The organism is Pedobacter ginsengiterrae, from assembly GCF_039537385.1.
GTDB lineage: Bacteria > Bacteroidota > Bacteroidia > Sphingobacteriales > Sphingobacteriaceae > Pedobacter > Pedobacter ginsengiterrae.
The window spans coordinates 170,847-189,539 of sequence record NZ_BAABAK010000003.1 but is presented as its reverse complement, the minus strand read 5'-3'; the positions used below and the strand labels follow the sequence as shown (position 1 = coordinate 189,539).

Annotated in this window: 15 protein-coding genes and 5 tRNA genes; all 20 read left to right on the top strand. The window is 36.7% G+C overall.

The window, feature by feature from the left end:
- Window positions 1-5 precede the first annotated feature (5 nt).
- The 20 genes from ABD692_RS03020 to ABD692_RS02925 all read left to right on the top strand — a co-directional run bounded on the left by ABD692_RS03020 (window position 6) and on the right by ABD692_RS02925 (window position 18,684).
- Entirely contained in the window at window positions 6-1,457 is a 1,452-nt protein-coding gene (locus ABD692_RS03020) for a RagB/SusD family nutrient uptake outer membrane protein (RefSeq protein ID WP_344764820.1), read from the top strand.
- Between the two features lie 174 nt (window positions 1,458-1,631).
- On the top strand, window positions 1,632-1,826 hold the full coding sequence (gene rpsU / locus ABD692_RS03015; protein ID WP_231462547.1) for a 30S ribosomal protein S21: 195 nt from the start codon (window positions 1,632-1,634) through the stop codon (window positions 1,824-1,826).
- A 139-nt stretch (window positions 1,827-1,965) separates the two neighbouring features.
- The gene (locus ABD692_RS03010) at window positions 1,966-2,850 is read left to right on the top strand and encodes a tyrosine-type recombinase/integrase (RefSeq protein ID WP_316759396.1); all 885 of its coding nucleotides are present in this window, start codon (window positions 1,966-1,968) and stop codon (window positions 2,848-2,850) included.
- A 14-nt stretch (window positions 2,851-2,864) separates the two neighbouring features.
- Window positions 2,865-3,212 (top strand): ribosome hibernation-promoting factor, HPF/YfiA family, encoded by a 348-nt coding sequence (hpf, locus tag ABD692_RS03005; protein ID WP_316759395.1) that lies wholly within the window; start codon window positions 2,865-2,867, stop codon window positions 3,210-3,212.
- A gap of 230 nt (window positions 3,213-3,442) precedes the next feature.
- Window positions 3,443-3,515 (top strand) — tRNA-Thr (locus tag ABD692_RS03000).
- Between the two features lie 38 nt (window positions 3,516-3,553).
- A tRNA-Tyr gene (locus ABD692_RS02995) sits at window positions 3,554-3,636 on the top strand.
- Between the two features lie 78 nt (window positions 3,637-3,714).
- A tRNA-Gly gene (locus ABD692_RS02990) sits at window positions 3,715-3,787 on the top strand.
- A gap of 86 nt (window positions 3,788-3,873) precedes the next feature.
- Window positions 3,874-3,945: transfer RNA gene (locus tag ABD692_RS02985), tRNA-Thr, on the top strand.
- Between the two features lie 126 nt (window positions 3,946-4,071).
- Complete coding sequence (gene tuf / locus ABD692_RS02980) at window positions 4,072-5,259, top strand: elongation factor Tu (RefSeq protein ID WP_316759394.1); 1,188 nt, start codon at window positions 4,072-4,074, stop codon at window positions 5,257-5,259.
- A 56-nt stretch (window positions 5,260-5,315) separates the two neighbouring features.
- A tRNA-Trp gene (locus tag ABD692_RS02975) sits at window positions 5,316-5,389 on the top strand.
- 91 nt (window positions 5,390-5,480) lie between these two features.
- Window positions 5,481-5,678, top strand: a complete 198-nt coding sequence (gene secE / locus ABD692_RS02970) for a preprotein translocase subunit SecE (protein WP_316759392.1) — start codon at window positions 5,481-5,483, stop codon at window positions 5,676-5,678.
- A gap of 9 nt (window positions 5,679-5,687) precedes the next feature.
- Window positions 5,688-6,227, top strand: coding sequence for a transcription termination/antitermination protein NusG (gene nusG / locus ABD692_RS02965; RefSeq protein WP_316759389.1), 540 nt, complete (start codon window positions 5,688-5,690; stop codon window positions 6,225-6,227).
- Window positions 6,228-6,472: 245 nt separating this feature from the next.
- Window positions 6,473-6,916, top strand: a complete 444-nt coding sequence (rplK, locus tag ABD692_RS02960) for a 50S ribosomal protein L11 (protein ID WP_132529141.1) — start codon at window positions 6,473-6,475, stop codon at window positions 6,914-6,916.
- A 20-nt stretch (window positions 6,917-6,936) separates the two neighbouring features.
- Window positions 6,937-7,635, top strand: coding sequence for a 50S ribosomal protein L1 (gene rplA, locus ABD692_RS02955; protein ID WP_316759381.1), 699 nt, complete (start codon window positions 6,937-6,939; stop codon window positions 7,633-7,635).
- A 2-nt stretch (window positions 7,636-7,637) separates the two neighbouring features.
- Window positions 7,638-8,159, top strand: coding sequence for a 50S ribosomal protein L10 (gene rplJ / locus ABD692_RS02950; RefSeq protein ID WP_231462586.1), 522 nt, complete (start codon window positions 7,638-7,640; stop codon window positions 8,157-8,159).
- A gap of 65 nt (window positions 8,160-8,224) precedes the next feature.
- A complete protein-coding gene (gene rplL / locus ABD692_RS02945) occupies window positions 8,225-8,599 on the top strand; it encodes a 50S ribosomal protein L7/L12 (RefSeq protein ID WP_316759378.1) in 375 nt (124 codons plus the stop codon).
- Between the two features lie 157 nt (window positions 8,600-8,756).
- On the top strand, window positions 8,757-12,560 hold the full coding sequence (gene rpoB / locus ABD692_RS02940; RefSeq protein ID WP_316759376.1) for a DNA-directed RNA polymerase subunit beta: 3,804 nt from the start codon (window positions 8,757-8,759) through the stop codon (window positions 12,558-12,560).
- Between the two features lie 80 nt (window positions 12,561-12,640).
- Window positions 12,641-16,927, top strand: a complete 4,287-nt coding sequence (rpoC, locus tag ABD692_RS02935; RefSeq protein WP_316759373.1) for a DNA-directed RNA polymerase subunit beta' — start codon at window positions 12,641-12,643, stop codon at window positions 16,925-16,927.
- A gap of 144 nt (window positions 16,928-17,071) precedes the next feature.
- Complete coding sequence (locus ABD692_RS02930) at window positions 17,072-17,383, top strand: DUF3467 domain-containing protein (RefSeq protein WP_316759370.1); 312 nt, start codon at window positions 17,072-17,074, stop codon at window positions 17,381-17,383.
- A 77-nt stretch (window positions 17,384-17,460) separates the two neighbouring features.
- Complete coding sequence (locus tag ABD692_RS02925; protein WP_316759367.1) at window positions 17,461-18,684, top strand: OmpP1/FadL family transporter; 1,224 nt, start codon at window positions 17,461-17,463, stop codon at window positions 18,682-18,684.
- Window positions 18,685-18,693: the final 9 nt, after the last annotated feature.

The window sequence follows — 18,693 nt, the reverse complement described above, 5'->3', positions numbered from 1 at the left end:
TAGATATGAAAAAGAAATTAATATATATTGTTTGTGTATCGCTTTCGTTATTAACAAGCTGCAAGAAATCGTTGCTTACGCCCGAATCGCAAACAGCTGTTGCAACATTAGACTATGCGCAATTCTCTACTGTTGGAAGAATTCAGGGACAGGTTTTAGGCTTATATGCAGGTTTAAGAGCTGGCGATTTTTATGGAAGCAGATACCTTATTTATAATGAGCTTCGTGCAGATAACTTTCTTGCTCAAAGCAGTAACTCAGTAACGGCTTATCAAACTTATAACTATACACTAGGTAATGGTGCTCAAGAAGTAACTGATTTCTGGGCTTCGGCTTATAGTACAATAAATAGATGCAACCTTTTTATTGATGGTATGGCCGTAAAAGGAGTATCGGTAGTTGGTGCAGATTTGACAAAGAATTATGTGGCCGAAGCCAAATTGGTTCGTGCTATAAGTTATTATAGTTTGCTCCAGCTCTACGCCAGGCCATATTATGATGGCTTGGGTAGTAAACCAGGATTACCTTTGCGTTTAACAGGAAATTCCGTTGCTGGTAATTATGATTTAGCAAGAAGTACAGTTGCTCAGGTTTATACTCAGATTTTAAAAGATTTAAATGAAGCAGAAACCGAATTACCACTTAGCTACGGTACAACTGCAGTTACCAATGTAACCAGAGCGCATAGAAATACAGCAATTGCATTTAAAACAAGGGTTTATTTAACGATGCAGCGTTATGCAGATGTAATAACCGAAGCCAATAAAATTGTAAGTACAACCGCACCATATGTTGCATCGAGTGGTGTGTCACTGGCTTTGCAAAGCGATATTACCAATGTATTTAAGACACCATACACAACCAACGAATCTATTTTATCGATGCCGTTTGTAACTGGAACAGAAGCAGGAGGAGGTCAAAGTGCTTTAGGTTCTTACTTTTTTGGAGTAAAATTATATTCCTTAAATCCAACAGGAATAATTGGTGATGCAGGATATAAGGCAACTGATAGAAGAAGGAGCTTTATTACTTTATCAGGAGGTTTGCCGTATATGTCGAAATTTCCAACGCTTGCTGCTGCGGGTTATGCAGATTATGTTCCAGTAATTAGATATGCAGAAGTATTGCTGAATCTGGGCGAGGCAAGAGCCAGAAGTTTAAATGCTTTGGATGCACAGAGTATAGGTTTACTAAACGCCGTAAGAGGCCGATCGGATGCGACTACTGTTTTTACTGCAGCAAGTTTTGCTAGTCCACAGGCTTTGTTTGATGCTTTTATGACGGAACGTAATATCGAATTTTTAGGCGAAGGTTTGCGTAGTCCAGATTTGTTACGTTTGGGTCTAACAATTCCAGGTAAAGGAAATGTTTCGGCAGTTCCAGCAAGTTCTTCGCAGTACATCTGGCCAATATCAGGTACTGAATTATTATACAATAAACTTATGACGGATAACTAATTTAACCATCTTAAATAATAAAATGCCCTGAACGAAATTTCAGGGCATTTTATGTTATCAGCCATTGATGAATATTTTTTTTGAAATACTTTCTCATTTTCAATTATTTGCTTACATTTGCAGCCCCGATAACACGGGAAATTTAAAAACCACGAGAGGAGGTATTTCAGCGTTATGATCATTATCAACATTAAAGACGGCGAATCATTAGATAAAGCCCTTAAACGTTTCAAGAAGAAATTCGAAAAAACTGGAGTTTTGAGAGAACTACGTAGCCGTCAGGCATACGAGAAAAAATCTGTAGCTCGTCGTACTGAAATTAAACATGCTGTTTATATTCAAAACATGAATCAAGATACAACTATATAGTTGTTACCGATATAAGTTATTAAATGCCTTCAGGATTTTTTCTGAAGGCATTTTTTTTGTGTAAAATTTTCAGTTAATAATTTCTTAATATTAAAACTATTAGTAACTTCATTCTAAGTGCCGAACTAATATTTACTAAATGCTGTTAAATAGTTTTCTAACTTATATATCACACGAGAAACGTTATTCTCAGCACACCATAAGTTCTTATCAAACTGATTTAGGCCAATTTGAAACTTATATCCAAAGCACATTCTTATTAAGTATTCCAGAAGTTAAGCACACGCATATAAGAAGTTATATGGTCGATTTAATGGAGTCGAAATCTTCGGCTGCTACCATTAACCGAAAAATATCTGCATTGCGTAGCCTTTATAAATTTTTGCTTCGCGAAGATAAAGTTTCCCAAAACCCGATGCTTTTAGTTAAAGCGCCAAAAATCCCTAAACGTTTACCAGTTTTTATCGAAACACAAAAAATCGATAATCTTTTAGATTCTTCTGAGTTTTTCGACGATAGCTTTAGCTCTGTCAGGGATCATCTTGTAATCGAATTACTTTTTGGTACAGGTATGCGATTATCGGAATTATTGCAATTAAAAGAAACTGATGTTGATGCTTATGGCGGAACGATAAAAGTTTTAGGTAAAAGGAATAAAGAAAGAATTATACCTATAAATAAACAGCTTATTAATCAGTTAAATAGCTATGTTGAGGCAAAAATGGTGCAGAATTTCAATAACAATTTACTTAATTTAATCGTTACCAATACAGGTAGTGCCGCATACCCTAAGTTAATATATCGTATTGTAAGTTCTTACTTAAGTCTTGTATCAACCAGTGATAAAAAAAGCCCGCACGTATTAAGGCATAGTTATGCAACGAGTTTGCTTAATGCTGGTGCCGATTTAAATGCTATTAAAGAGCTTTTAGGGCATTCTAGTTTGGCTGCTACACAGGTTTACACACACAATTCAATCGAAAGATTAAAAACAATTTATAAACAAGCCCATCCAAAGGCGTAAAAAAAGGAGGAAAAATGAAAATCGGAGTTCAATCAATCCACTTCAGTGCAGACAGTAAGTTGTTAGATTTTATACAGAAGAAGGCAAACAAGCTGGATCAGTTTTTTGATCAGATTATTAGTGGCGAAGTGTATTTAAAATTAGAGAACGTAGAAGATGAGGCTAATAAAATCAGTGAAATAAAGCTGATTGTACCAGGCGGCACCTTATTCGCTAAAGAACAATGTAAATCATTTGAAGAGGCCACCGATCTGGCTATCGAATCATTAAGAAAGCAAATAACGAAGCATAAGGAGAAAACTAGAAAAAAAATTAGTGAACAAAAAATAATATTAAGCGAAGGCGAAATATCTGATTACTAAGCAACTATTTTCTTAAAAAATGAATAAAAAATTAGCGAGCCATCAAGCTCGCTAATTTTTTTTCAAATTTATTTTGAATAGAAATATAAGTGTGTATATTTGCATTCCAATTCGGAAAGGGGGTTACCTCAAAAAAGAATTGGATAAGTTCTGTGAAAAGATAAATATTTTAAAAAACACGTTAATAGTATGAAAAATTAAGTTTTTTCGTATCATTGCGCAAAATTAAAGCCTCCTTAGCTCAGCTGGTAGAGCAACTGACTTGTAATCAGTAGGTCATTGGTTCGATTCCGATAGGAGGCTCTATTTATTGTAAAGTGTTCGCATTTTAGGATAAAGTTGGGGAGATTCCAGAGCGGCCAAATGGGACAGACTGTAACTCTGTTATCGCAAGATTTCGAAGGTTCGAATCCTTCTCTCCCCACATTAATTTTAGATTTGAAGATTTTAGGTTTACGAATGAAAGTTTGTAAACCTAAAACCAACAATCGGAAATTGATAAGCGGAAGTAGCTCAGTTGGTAGAGCGATAGCCTTCCAAGCTATAGGTCGCGAGTTCGAACCTCGTCTTCCGCTCTTTGGTTCATTGGGTAGTTTGTTCAGTGGTTCATTTGTAACCTAATGAACGATGAATAATTGAGCTGATGAGCTAAAAGAAAAAAGCCGACTTAGCTCAGCGGTAGAGCACTTCCTTGGTAAGGAAGAGGTCATGGGTTCAATTCCCATAGTTGGCTCAGGTAAATAGCTTTGTTAAATCTGTTATAAATACAGAAGAGGCAAGGTTTTTTGTGTTGCATTGCATCAAAACAATAAATAAAAAAAATAATAAAAAGTTAACCTACTAATTAGTTATAAATAAAATGGCAAAAGAAAAATTTGACCGCAGTAAACCGCACTTAAACATCGGTACAATCGGTCACGTCGATCACGGTAAAACAACTTTAACAGCAGCTATTACAAAATGTTTAGCTGATGCAGGTTTATCTGAGGCACGTTCATTCGAATCTATTGACTCTGCTCCAGAGGAAAAAGAAAGAGGTATTACAATCAATACAGCTCACGTTGAGTATTCAACAGCTAACCGTCACTATGCACACGTTGACTGTCCAGGTCACGCGGATTACGTGAAGAACATGGTAACTGGTGCTGCTCAAATGGACGGTGCAATTATCGTTGTTGCTGCTACTGATGGTCCAATGCCACAAACTCGTGAGCACATCTTGTTAGCTCGCCAGGTAGGTGTTCCTTCATTAGTTGTATTCATGAATAAAGTGGATATGGTTGATGATCCAGAATTATTAGAATTAGTTGAAATGGAAGTTCGTGAATTATTATCATTCTACGATTTCCCAGGTGATGATATTCCAGTAATCCAAGGTTCTGCATTAGGTGGATTAAACGGTGATCCGAAATGGGTTGGTAAAATTATGGAATTAATGGAAGCTGTAGATAACTACATTCCAATCCCTCCACGTTTAACTGATCTTCCTTTCTTAATGCCTGTTGAAGATGTATTCTCAATTACTGGTCGTGGTACTGTTGCTACTGGTCGTATTGAGCGTGGTGTAATCAACTCTGGTGATCCAGTTGAAATCTTAGGTATGGGTGCTGAGAACTTAAAATCTACAGTAACTGGTGTTGAGATGTTCCGTAAAATTTTAGATTACGGTGAAGCTGGTGATAACGTAGGTTTATTATTACGTGGTATTGAGAAAACTGATATCCGTCGTGGTATGGTAATCTGTAAACCAGGTTCAGTAACTCCTCACTCTGATTTCAAAGCTGAGATCTATGTATTATCAAAAGCAGAAGGTGGTCGTCACACACCATTCTTTAACAAATATCGTCCTCAATTCTATTTCCGTACTACAGATGTAACTGGTGAAATTTCATTAGCTGAAGGAACTGAAATGGTAATGCCAGGTGATAACGTTACAATCTCTGTAAAATTGATTTCTCCTATCGCAATGGAAAAAGGTCTACGTTTCGCAATCCGTGAGGGTGGTAGAACAGTAGGTGCTGGTCAGGTAACTGAAATCTTAGCTTAATTTTAAGCTATAATAATATTAAAAGAGCTAGTTTAGGCTAGCTCTTTTTTATACACACGGGAATAGTTCAACGGTAGAATAGAGGTCTCCAAAACCTTTGATCAGGGTTCGAATCCTTGTTCCCGTGCCAAAAATAATGATTGAATTAGTGAATGTTTTAATGATTGAATGTTAGGCATTCTCTCACTCACTAACTCAATCATTTAATCATTATAATAAATATGGCTAAAGTAGTTGAGTTTATAAAAGAATCATACGAAGAAATGACCAGTAAGGTTACGTGGCCTACTTGGGGAGAACTTCAAAATTCGGCAGTTCTTGTTTTAGTAGCCTCTTTAATTATTGCATTAATTATTTTTGCAATGGATAAAGGTTCTGTTTTTGTTTTAGATACTTTTTACAAATCACTTTCTAATTAATATACTATAATGAGCGAATTAAAGTGGTATGTTGTAAGAGCGGTAAGCGGTAAAGAGAAAAAGGTAAAACAGTATATTGATGCTGAGATTAGCCGTTTAGGTTTTTCTCATTTGGTACCTCAGGTTTTAATACCTATGGAAAAATATTACCAAATGAAAGATGGAAAAAAAATTGCTAAAGAACGTAACTTTTATCCTGGATACGTTTTAATTGAAGCAACTTTAGATGGTGAGTTAGAACATATTATTAAAGGCATTAATAGTGTTATCGGCTTTTTAGGTGATAAAGCAGGCAATCCAATTCCAATGCGCCAGGCAGAAGTTAACCGTATTTTAGGTGTGGTTGATGAGATGAGTGAGCAGGGGGAAATGATGAATGTTCCTTTCTACGTTGGCGAGAACATTAAAGTAATGGATGGTCCTTTTAATGGTTTCACTGGTGTAATTGAAGAAGTTAACGAAGAAAAGAAAAAATTAAAAGTTATGGTTAAGATTTTTGGTCGTAAAACACCTCTTGAACTTAACTATATGCAAGTAGAAAAAGAATAATTTAATTTACGATTGTAGATTTAAAATTATTAAAATATTAAAAAGCTTTCCTCAAAAGGGAGAGCTTTTATATTATATTAGTGTTACACAAATAAACTAATATAATTATTTTCTGTATTCTATTGTAGGACTGCAAGATTATTCATATCTTTGCAGTCCTTTAAGCTTTATAGGAGTTAAAAGGAATTAAATGTTACATGCTTCCAATATTTAACATTGAGTTTTAAATAAACAAAAAACACAAAATGGCAAAAGAAGTCAGTGCAATGATCAAATTACAGATCAAAGGCGGAGCGGCAAATCCATCGCCACCAGTAGGACCTGCATTAGGTGCTAAAGGGGTGAACATTATGGAGTTTTGCAAACAGTACAACGCTCGTACCCAAGATAAAGCAGGTAAAGTATTGCCGGTTGTAATTACTGTTTATGCTGATAAGTCATTCGAATTCATCATCAAAACCCCTCCAGTAGCTATCCAATTAAAAGATGCTACTAAATTACAGAGTGGTTCTGCTGAGCCTAACCGTAAGAAAGTTGGGTCGGTGACCTGGGACCAGATTAAAGTTATTGCAGAAGATAAAATGCCTGATTTAAATGCATTTACAATCGAATCTGCAATGAGTATGGTTGCTGGAACAGCACGCAGTATGGGAATCACCGTTTCTGGTGACGCACCCTGGAACAATTAATTAAAAAACAGTTTACAACAGTGGCGAAATTAACTAAAAATCAAAAAAAGGCACATGCTAAGATAGAAGCTGGTAAAGCTTATACCTTAAAGGATGCGGCTGCTTTGGTAAAAGAAATCACTACTACTAAATTCGATGCTTCAGTTGATATTGATGTATCTTTAGGAGTAGATCCGCGTAAAGCCAATCAAATGGTACGTGGTATTGCTACTTTACCACACGGAACAGGTAAAACTGTACGTGTTTTAGCTTTAGTAACTCCTGATAAGGAAGAAGAAGCAAGAGCGGCTGGCGCAGACTTCGTAGGTTTAGACGAGTATGTAGCTAAAATTGAAGGTGGTTGGACCGATGTAGACATTATTATCACTACACCAGCTTGTATGGCTAAGGTAGGTAAATTGGGCCGTGTTTTAGGTCCAAGGAACTTAATGCCTAACCCAAAATCAGGTACAGTAACTAACGAAGTTGGTAAAGCTGTAACTGAGGTTAAAGCAGGTAAGATTGATTTTAAAGTAGACAAAACGGGTATCATACACGCCTCGATAGGAAAAGTATCATTCCCAGCAGATAAAATTTATGAGAATGCACTTGAAATTATTCAGGTTATTTCTAAATTAAAACCTTCTGCTGCAAAAGGAACTTATTTTAAAAGCATTCACGTGTCTTCTACAATGAGTCCTGGGATTGCAATTGAAACTAAATCAGTAGCGGGGATCTAATCATGAACAGAGAAGAAAAAAACGAAGTAGTTCTAGAACTACAAGGACAAATGCAAGAGTTTGGCAATTTTTATATTGCTGATACATCTAGCCTTTCTGTTGAGCAGATCAATAACATCCGCCGCAAATGTTTCGAAGGTGATATCGTAATGAAGGTTGCTAAAAACTCTTTAATTCGCAAAGCGATTGAAGGTTTAGATGGTGATGCTTCTGAGATATACGAAGCCCTTAAAGGTTCTTCATCATTATTATTCTCAAAAACAGCTAACGCTCCGGCTAAGTTGATTAAAACTTTGAGAAAAACTTCTGATAAACCAGTGCTTAAAGCAGCATATATAGATTCATCAGTATACGTTGGTGATGATCAATTGAATAACTTAGTAAGCTTAAAATCGAGAGAAGAGCTTATTGGCGATATCATTGGATTATTACAATCACCAGCGAAAAATGTTGTATCTGCGCTTAAATCAAGCGGAGGCAAAATTGCAGGAATTGTTAAAACTCTACAAGAGAGAGAAGGTTAACGAACACCTTAAGTTCGCAAATTAAACAAAATTATTACACACGTAAATTTTAAAATCTTAATAAAATGGCAGATTTAAAAGCGTTTGCTGAGCAATTAGTAAACTTAACAGTAAAAGAAGTTAATGAATTAGCTCAAATCTTAAAAGATGAGTATGGTATCGAGCCTGCAGCTGCTGCTGTAGTTGCTGCTCCTGCTGGTGGTGATGCACCTGCTGCTGCTGCAGAAAAAACATCTTTTGATGTAATCTTAAAAGAAGCTGGTGGTCAGAAATTAGCAGTTGTAAAACTTGTTAAAGACTTAACTGGTTTAGGTTTGAAAGAAGCTAAAGACTTAGTTGACGGTGCACCAAAAGAATTAAAAGCTGGTGTTGCTAAAGACGAAGCAGAAGCTCTTAAAAAACAATTAGAAGAAGCTGGAGCCGTAGTTGAAATTAAGTAATCACTTAATTTAGCTAAGCTAAAAATGTATTAGACACCGACTGAAAATGTCGGTGTCTTTACCTGTTTATAAACATCTCATTTTGCTTGGTTAATGAGAATGTTTCAAACCCGAACCAAACAAATAGTTTATTCTTAAACTAAAATCTTTTAGTCCATTGGCAAAGACAGTCGAACAAAGAGTAAATTTTGCAACTAGTAAGCACATTATAGACTATCCGGATTTTCTGGATGTGCAATTGCAATCATTCAGAGAATTTTTCCAGATAGATACCACATCAGACGATCGCTCTAGCGAAGGTTTGTTTAAAGTGTTTGCTGAAAACTTTCCAATAACAGATTCAAGAAATATCTTCGTATTAGAGTTTCTTGATTATTTTGTTGATCCGCCACGTTACGATATACACGAGTGTATTGAGCGTGGATTAACTTACAATGTTCCATTAAAAGCAAAGCTTAAGCTTTCTTGTAACGATGTTGAACATGAAGATTTTGAAACCATTATTCAGGATGTGTATTTAGGTACTATCCCGTATATGACACCAAAAGGTACATTTGTTATCAACGGTGCAGAACGTGTTATCGTTTCGCAATTACACCGTTCTCCAGGTGTGTTCTTCGGCCAGAGCCGTCACACAAACGGAACCAAATTGTATTCTGCTCGTGTTATTCCTTTCAAAGGTTCATGGATCGAGTTTGCTACAGACGTTAATAACGTAATGTATGCGTATATCGATCGTAAGAAAAAATTCCCGGTTACCACTTTATTACGTGCTATCGGTTACGATTCTGATAAAGATATCTTAGAACTTTTTGATCTTGCTGACGAAGTAAAAGTTAGTAAATCAGGTTTAAAGAAATATATCGGTCGTAAACTTGCAGCAAGAGTTTTAAAGAAATGGGTTGAAGATTTTGTAGATGAAGATACAGGTGAGGTAGTTTCTATCGACCGTAATGAAGTGATTCTTGAAAGAGAAACCGTTTTAGAAGACGAACACATTGATATGGTTATCGAAGCAGGTGTTAAAACTATTATCCTTTCTAAGGAAGATGGTGCTAGCCAGGCAGATTATACCATTATTTATAATACATTACAAAAAGATACATCAAACTCAGAAAAAGAGGCTGTTGAAAACATCTATCGTGCTTTGCGTAACGCAGAACCACCTGATGAGGAAACTGCTCGTGGTATCATTGATCGTTTATTCTTCTCGGATAAACGTTACGATTTAGGAGATGTTGGTCGTTACCGCATCAACCGTAAATTGAAAATGAATACACCTGATGATGTAAAGGTTTTAACAAAAGCGGATATTATTGCAATCGTTAAATACCTGATTAAATTGATCAACTCTAAAGAAGAGGTGGATGATATTGACCACTTATCAAACCGTCGTGTACGTACGGTAGGTGAGCAGTTATATGCACAATTCGGCGTTGGTTTAGCTCGTATGGCTAGAACAATCCGTGAGCGTATGAACATTCGCGATAACGAGGTGTTTACACCAACTGATTTGATTAACGCTCGTACGTTATCATCAGTAATCAACTCTTTCTTTGGTACAAATCAGTTATCTCAGTTCATGGATCAAACGAATCCATTGGCAGAGATTACACACAAACGCCGTTTATCAGCATTAGGCCCAGGTGGTTTATCACGTGAGCGTGCTGGTTTCGAGGTACGTGACGTTCACTATACTCACTACGGTCGTTTATGTACTATTGAAACTCCTGAGGGACCAAACATTGGTTTAATTTCATCACTTTGTGTGCATGCAAAAATCAATAATTTAGGTTTCATTGAAACACCATACAAACGTGTTGAAGAAGGTAAAGTAGTTGTAGATTCAGATGTTATTTATTTATCTGCTGAAGATGAAGATGGTAAAACCATCGCCCAGGCTAATGCGGAATATGATGATAAAGGGGTATTTACAACACCACGTGTTAAAGCACGTTATGAGGGTGACTTCCCGATTATTGAGCCTGAGAAATTAGACTTGATGGACGTTGCACCTAACCAGATTACTTCAATTGCTGCTTCGTTAATTCCGTTCTTAGAACATGATGATGCGAACAGGGCTTTGATGGGATCGAACATGCAACGTCAGGCCGTACCATTGTTACGTCCTGAAGCACCAATCGTTGGTACAGGTTTGGAAGGTCGCGTTGCTCGTGACTCAAGAACATTGATCAATGCTGAAGGTAACGGTGTTGTAGAATATGTAGATGCTAACGAAATCACTATTAAATATGAACGTAACGAAGATGATCGTTTAGTTTCATTTGAAGGTGATAGCAAAACTTATCGTTTAATTAAGTTCAAAAAAACTAACCAGAATACTTGTATCAACTTGAAACCAATCGTTAAGAAAGGTCAGAAAGTTACTAAAGGACAAGTACTTTGCGAGGGTTATGCAACTGAAAATGGTGAATTAGCATTAGGTAGAAACTTGAAAGTGGCATTTATGCCTTGGCAAGGTTTCAACTTTGAGGATGCGATTGTAATTAACGAGCGTATTGTTCGTGATGACGTTTTCACTTCATTGCATATTGAAGAGTTTGAATTAGAAGTACGTGATACTAAACGTGGAGAAGAGGAATTAACACCAGATATCCCGAACGTTTCTGAAGAGGCTACAAAAGACTTAGATGAAAACGGTATTATCCGTATCGGTGCTGATGTAAAAGAAGGTGATATTTTAATTGGTAAGATCACTCCAAAAGGAGAATCTGATCCATCACCAGAAGAGAAATTACTACGTGCAATTTTTGGTGATAAAGCAGGTGATGTTAAAGATGCGTCTTTAAAAACTCCTCCTTCAATCCAAGGTGTGGTAATTGATACTAAATTATTCAGCCGTGCTAAGAAAACTACAAAAGCTGAAGAGAAATCGGCGATTGAGAAATTAGACAAAGGATATAACAATATCACTGAGAAATTAAAAGCAGAATTAGTTGACAAATTATTCACGATTGTAAATGGAAAAACATCTCAAGGTGTATTCAACATTTACAAAGAATTATTAGTTGCTAAAGGCGCTAAATTTACTCAGAAAATTTTAGCAGATCTTGAATTTGCGCACATTAGCCCTAACAAATGGACTACTGATGACGACAAAAATGAGATGATTAAAATGTTGCTTCACAACTACGGTATCCGTGTTAACGAAGAGCTTGGAGCTTACAAACGCGATAAATTTGCGATTAGTGTAGGTGATGAGCTTCCATCGGGAATTGTACAAATGGCAAAAGTTTATGTTGCTAAAAAACGTAAGTTAAAAGTAGGTGATAAAATGGCGGGTCGCCACGGTAATAAAGGTATTGTAGCACGTATTGTACGCGATGAAGATATGCCTTTCTTAGCCGATGGTACTCCAGTTGATATCGTGTTGAACCCACTGGGTGTACCTTCACGTATGAACCTTGGCCAGATTTACGAAACTATTTTGGCGTGGGCTGGTCAGGAATTAGGTGTTAAATTTGCAACTCCAATTTTCGATGGTGCTACACACACTGAAGTAGAAGAGTGGATTGCTAAAGCTGGTGTTCCTGCTTCGGGTAAAACTTACTTATACAATGGCTTAACTGGTGAGCGTTTCGATCAGACTACAACTGTAGGTATTATCTACATGTTGAAATTAGGTCACATGGTTGATGATAAAATGCACGCCCGTTCAATCGGACCATATTCATTAATTACACAACAACCATTGGGTGGTAAAGCTCAATTCGGTGGTCAGCGTTTTGGTGAGATGGAGGTTTGGGCATTAGAGGCATTTGGTGCTGCTAATATTCTTCAAGAGATATTAACCGTTAAATCGGATGATGTTATCGGAAGAGCTAAAACTTACGAAGCCATTGTTAAAGGTGAAAACTTGCCAACTCCTGGTGTACCAGAATCGTTTAACGTATTGGTACATGAGTTACGTGGTTTAGGTTTAGATATTACGTTAGACTAAAGTATAAAGTTAAAAGTTGAAAGTTTAAAGCTCCGGCTACTTTCAACTTTGCACTTTTAACTTTTAACTCAAAAAAGCATATGTCTTACAAAAAGGATAATAAATTAAAAAGCAATTTCACATCAATCACGATTAGCTTATCGTCTCCAGAAATTATTTTGGAACGCTCGAGCGGTGAGGTGTTGAAACCGGAAACCATTAACTATCGTACTTACAAACCTGAACGTGATGGTTTGTTTTGCGAGCGTATTTTCGGTCCGGTAAAAGATTACGAATGTCATTGCGGTAAATATAAACGTATCCGTTATAAAGGTATTGTTTGTGATCGCTGTGGTGTTGAGGTAACTGAAAAGAAAGTACGTAGAGAGCGTATGGGACACATCGCTTTGGTGGTTCCTGTTGCACATATCTGGTATTTCCGTTCTTTACCTAACAAAATCGGTTATTTATTAGGTTTGCCTACTAAAAAATTAGATTTAATTATTTATTACGAGCGTTACGTAGTTATTCAATCAGGCTTAATGGCTGAAGAAGGTATCAACTATATGGACTTCTTAACAGAAGAAGAATATTTAGATATCTTAGATAAATTACCTAAAGAAAACCAATACTTAGACGATAAAGACCCTAACAAATTCATCGCCAAAATGGGTGCTGAAGCATTAGAGGATTTATTAAAGCGTATTAACTTAGATACTTTATCTTACGATTTACGTCACCAGGCAGCTAACGAAACTTCTCAGCAACGTAAAAATGAGGCTTTAAAACGTCTTCAGGTTGTTGAAGCTTTCCGTGGTGCTAATACACGTATTGAGAATCGTCCTGAATGGATGATTGTTAAAATTGTTCCGGTTATTCCACCAGAATTACGTCCTTTAGTTCCATTAGAAGGTGGTCGTTTCGCTACTTCAGATTTAAATGATTTATACCGTCGTGTAATTATCCGTAACAATCGTTTAAAACGTTTGATTGAGATTAAAGCACCAGAGGTAATTTTACGTAACGAAAAACGTATGTTACAGGAAGCTGTAGATTCGTTATTTGATAACTCACGTAAAGTTAACGCGGTAAAAACTGAAGGTAACCGTGCTTTGAAATCACTTTCAGATATCTTGAAAGGTAAACAAGGTCGTTTCCGTCAGAATTTATTAGGTAAACGTGTGGATTATTCAGCTCGTTCGGTAATTGTTGTAGGGCCTAGCCTTAAATTACACGAGTGTGGTATTCCTAAAGATATGGCTGCTGAGCTTTACAAACCGTTCATTATTCGTAAGATGATTGAGCGTGGGGTTGTAAAAACAGTTAAATCTGCTAAGAAAATCGTTGATAGAAAAGATCCATTAGTTTGGGATATTTTAGAAAATGTATTAAAAGGTCACCCAGTATTATTAAACCGTGCTCCAACCTTACACAGACTAGGTATTCAGGCTTTCCAGCCAAAATTAATCGAAGGAAAAGCAATCCAATTACACCCATTAGTGTGTACTGCATTCAACGCCGATTTTGATGGTGACCAGATGGCTGTCCACTTACCGTTAGGTAACGCAGCAATTTTGGAAGCCCAAGTATTAATGTTGGCTGCACATAACATCTTAAACCCTGCAAACGGTACGCCAATTACAGTACCTTCTCAGGATATGGTTTTGGGTCTTTATTATATTACTAAAGGCCGTAGAACTGATGAAACAAGAGTTGTAAAAGGACAAGATTCTAATTTCTATTCACCAGAAGAGGTTATTATTGCTTATAACGAGAAAGAATTAGACTTACACGCATTTATCAAAGTAAGGGTAAATGTTAAACAAGCTGATGGTTCTATCGTTAATAAATTAACTGAAACTACTGTTGGTAGAGTGTTATTCAACCAGTTGGTTCCAGAAGAAGTTGGATATATCAATGAGTTATTAACTAAAAAATCGTTAAGAGATATTATCGGTGAGGTAGTAAAAATAACTGGTATGGCTCGTTCTTCTCAATTCTTAGATGATATCAAAGAATTAGGATTCCGTATGGCATTCCAAGGAGGTTTATCGTTCAATTTACAAGACGTAAACATTCCTGTAGAAAAACATACTTTATTAGAACAAGCAGCTGCTGAAGTTGAAGAGGTAAGAAACAACTATAACATGGGTTTCATTACCAACAACGAACGTTACAACCAGATTATCGATATCTGGACTCGTATCAACAACAGGTTAACTACTTTCGTTATGACTCAGTTATCTTCAGATAACCAAGGTTTTAACTCAGTTTACATGATGCTTGATTCGGGAGCTCGTGGTTCTAAGGAGCAGATTCGTCAGCTTTGCGGAATGCGTGGTTTGATGGCTAAGCCTCAAAAATCAGGTTCAGGTGGTGACATTATCGAGAATCCAATTTTATCAAACTTTAAAGAAGGTTTATCGGTGTTAGAGTACTTTATCTCTACTCACGGTGCTCGTAAAGGTTTGGCGGATACGGCATTAAAAACGGCGGATGCGGGTTACTTAACTCGTCGTTTACATGATGTTGCTCAGGATATGATTGTTAATTCAGAAGATTGTGGTACTTTAAGAGGTATGTACACTACTGCATTGAAAGATCAGGAAGATATCGTTGAGCCGTTATTTGATAGAATTTTAGGACGTACTTCATTGCATGATGTTTACAATCCTTTAGATAATACATTATTAGTAGGTGCTGGTGAAGACATCAACGAAGAAGTTGCAAAACTAATCGAAGAATCTCCGTTAGAAGGTATCGAAATTCGTTCTGTATTAACTTGTGAAAACAAGAGAGGTGTTTGTTCATTATGTTACGGTCGTAACTTAGCATCTGGTAAACGTGTTCAAAGAGGTGAGGCTGTAGGTGTAATTGCTGCACAGTCGATCGGCGAGCCAGGTACACAGTTAACACTTCGTACTTTCCACGTGGGTGGTACTGCATCGAACATTGCTGCAGAATCGAACATTGTAGCTAAGTTTGATGGTGTTATTGAGTTCGAAAACATTCGTACTGTTGATACACAAACAGAAGATGGTACAGTTCAGGTTGTATTAGGTCGTTCAGGTGAGTTCAAAATTGTTGAACCAGGAACTGGACGTATCATTGTAACTAACAACATTCCTTACGGTGCATTCTTATTCGTAAAAGAAGGTGATAAATTATCAAAAGGTGATAAAATCTGTTCATGGGATCCGTACAACGCGGTTATTCTTTCAGAATTTGCTGGTAAAGCACAATTTGACGCAATTATAGAAGGTGTTACCTTCCGTGAAGAGTCAGATGAGCAAACTGGTCACCGTGAAAAAGTTATTATCGATACACGTGATAAAACGAAAAACCCTTCAGTTCAAATCGTTGATAAGAAAGGTGAATTTATTAAAGGATATAACATTCCAGTAGGTGCTCACGTTTCAGTTGATGAGGGTGAGGCTATCCAAACTGGTCAAATTATTGCGAAGATTCCTCGTGCTACTGGTAAAACCCGAGATATTACAGGTGGTTTACCACGTGTAACAGAGTTATTCGAAGCTCGTAATCCATCTAACCCAGCTGTAGTAACTGAGATTGATGGTGTGGTAACTTTAGGTGGTGTTAAACGTGGTAATCGTGAGATTACAATCGAATCGAAAGATGGTGAAGTTAAAAAATACCTTGTTCCATTGTCTAAACACATCCTTGTACAGGATAATGACTTTGTGAAAGCGGGTATGCCTTTATCAGATGGTTCAATTTCTCCAGCGGATATCTTATCAATTAAAGGCCCTGCAGCGGTTCAAGAATACTTAGTAAATGGTATTCAAGAGGTTTACCGTTTGCAAGGTGTAAAAATTAATGATAAGCACTTCGAGGTAATTGTTCACCAGATGATGCAGAAAGTTCACATCGAGGATCCAGGTGATACTATTTTCTTAGAAAACAATGCAGTTGACCGTTGGGATTTCGCTGACGAGAATGATGCGATGTATGACAAGAAAGTTGTTGAAGATGCAGGTGATTCAAACGAAATCAAACCAGGACAAATTATTTCATTACGTAGATTAAGAGACGAAAATTCTCAATTGAAACGTAAAGATTTAAAACAAATTACGGTTCGCGATGCGAGACCAGCAACAGCAAGTTCTATCTTACAAGGTATTACAAGAGCATCATTAGGTACTAAATCTTTCATTTCTGCGGCTTCGTTCCAGGAAACTACGAAAGTATTAAATGAGGCAGCAATTGCAGGTAAACGTGATAACATGTTAGGCTTGAAAGAAAACGTAATTGTTGGTCACTTAATTCCTTCGGGAACGGGTGTTCGTGGTTACGAAAGAATCATCGTTGGTTCTCAAGAAGAGTACGATAAATTATTAGCTTCGAAACAAGAAGAAGTAGAAGCTTAATATAGCATATCATTTTATAAAAAGGGTTGTTTCGATAAGGAACAACCCTTTTTTGTTTTCAATAAATTTTAAAGCTTGGCACTTAAGTATTACCTTTAAAGGCTCTTAGTTTAATATCAATTACAAATTTTATTTAAAATCTTAATGGAAGAACAACAGAACGAAAACCAGTTAAATATAGAGTTATCAGAGGAAATTGCTGAAGGAATTTTTTCTAACCTTGCAATTATTACCCACTCAAACACCGAGTTTGTTTTGGATTTTATACGCGTTATGCCAGGTATTCCAAAGGCAAAGGTAAAATCGAGAATTATTTTAACTCCAGAACACGCTAAGCGGTTATTAGCGGCTTTAGAAGATAATCTTCAAAAATTTGAGGCTATAAACGGACGTATTAAAACACAAGAAGAACCACCATTTCCAATGGGTTTTGGCGGGCCAACTGCTCAGGCATAATTTCTTTTAAAGAAACTTAAACAAATATTTGATTACTATGTTAGCATAGTATACATTTGTGCTATAACCATATATAAATGAAAAAAATTTTATTGAGCGTATTACTTTCCGCCCCATTATGGGTTTTGGGGCAGGGTTTCCAGGTTAACTTACAAGGGCAAAAACAAATCGGTATGGCAGGAGCAGGTTCTGCACTTGCATTAGATGAAGCCTCTGTATTTTTTAATCCTGGTGCAGTTAGTTTCTTAGAGAAAAACTCAATTTCAGCAGGCGTTAATCCATTATTATTTAAATCAGCTTTTCAACAATCAGGTTCTAATATTACGGAGAACGTAAAAAACAAAATAGCTCCACCATTCGAAGCTTATGCTGTTTGGGGGCCAAAATCAAACAGGTGGAAATTAGGCTTAGGTGTTTATACGCCATTTGGTGGATTAGTGGATTGGGGAAATGATTGGTCGGGTAAATACGCACTAACCTCTTTAAATTTAAAAGCAATATATTTTCAGCCAACCTTAAGTATTAAAATTACTGATCGTATAGGTATTGGCGCAGGTTTTGTTTATAACCATGGCGAGGTAAACCTACAACGTGCATTGCCTGTGAATTTTCCTGATGGACGTTCTGGTCATGCAACATTAGAAGGTACTGGAAGTGGGTATGGCTGGAATGCTGGTATATACATTAATACTCTGAGTAATATTACTTTTGCTGTTGTTCATAAGTCTAAAGTTGTAACTAAATTGGATGGTGGAACAGCAACTTTTGATGTTCCAAATTCTTTGAAAACATCTTTTCCAGATGGGAATACATTTAACGCAGAGCTTCCTTTGCCATCTACAACAACTCTAGGTATTGGTGTTCCGCTTTCATCAAGTACAACATTAGCATTTGATGCGAGTTGGGTACAGTGGAGAGTTTATAAAGAATTAGCATTTGATTATGCAATAAATACACCTGCTTTAGCAGATACAAAATCGGCTCGTAATTATCGTGATGGCTCTTCGTTTAAGTTAGGTGTTAATCACAAAGCTTCAGATAAGTTAGCACTTAGAGCGGGTGTTGGCTATGCTTTCTCCCCAGTTCAAGATGGTTATGTTACGCCCGAAGCACCAGATGCAGATCGTTATATATTGAGCGCCGGTGTTGGATATGCCCCTACTAGTCGCTTTGAGGTTAACGCATCGTTTTTCTTTGAGGACGTTAAGTCGCGTAAGCAAAAGAATTTGGAAACAGGTTTAGACGGTACATTTAAAACGTTAGTTTATGCTCCTGGTATTTCGTTAACTTATAAATGGTAGGAGAAAATC

Bases quoted from the DNA above. Each gene is read 5' to 3' on its own strand.
- ABD692_RS03020 (WP_344764820.1), top strand. From the start codon at position 6: ATGAAAAAGAAATTAATATATATTGTTTGTGTATCGCTTTCGTTATTA.
- rpsU (WP_231462547.1), top strand. From the start codon at position 1,632: ATGATCATTATCAACATTAAAGACGGCGAATCATTAGATAAAGCCCTT.
- ABD692_RS03010 (WP_316759396.1), top strand. From the start codon at position 1,966: ATGCTGTTAAATAGTTTTCTAACTTATATATCACACGAGAAACGTTAT.
- hpf (WP_316759395.1), top strand. From the start codon at position 2,865: ATGAAAATCGGAGTTCAATCAATCCACTTCAGTGCAGACAGTAAGTTG.
- tuf (WP_316759394.1), top strand. From the start codon at position 4,072: ATGGCAAAAGAAAAATTTGACCGCAGTAAACCGCACTTAAACATCGGT.
- secE (WP_316759392.1), top strand. From the start codon at position 5,481: ATGGCTAAAGTAGTTGAGTTTATAAAAGAATCATACGAAGAAATGACC.
- nusG (WP_316759389.1), top strand. From the start codon at position 5,688: ATGAGCGAATTAAAGTGGTATGTTGTAAGAGCGGTAAGCGGTAAAGAG.
- rplK (WP_132529141.1), top strand. From the start codon at position 6,473: ATGGCAAAAGAAGTCAGTGCAATGATCAAATTACAGATCAAAGGCGGA.
- rplJ (WP_231462586.1), top strand. From the start codon at position 7,638: ATGAACAGAGAAGAAAAAAACGAAGTAGTTCTAGAACTACAAGGACAA.
- rplL (WP_316759378.1), top strand. From the start codon at position 8,225: ATGGCAGATTTAAAAGCGTTTGCTGAGCAATTAGTAAACTTAACAGTA.
- rpoC (WP_316759373.1), top strand. From the start codon at position 12,641: ATGTCTTACAAAAAGGATAATAAATTAAAAAGCAATTTCACATCAATC.
- ABD692_RS02930 (WP_316759370.1), top strand. From the start codon at position 17,072: ATGGAAGAACAACAGAACGAAAACCAGTTAAATATAGAGTTATCAGAG.
- ABD692_RS02925 (WP_316759367.1), top strand. From the start codon at position 17,461: ATGAAAAAAATTTTATTGAGCGTATTACTTTCCGCCCCATTATGGGTT.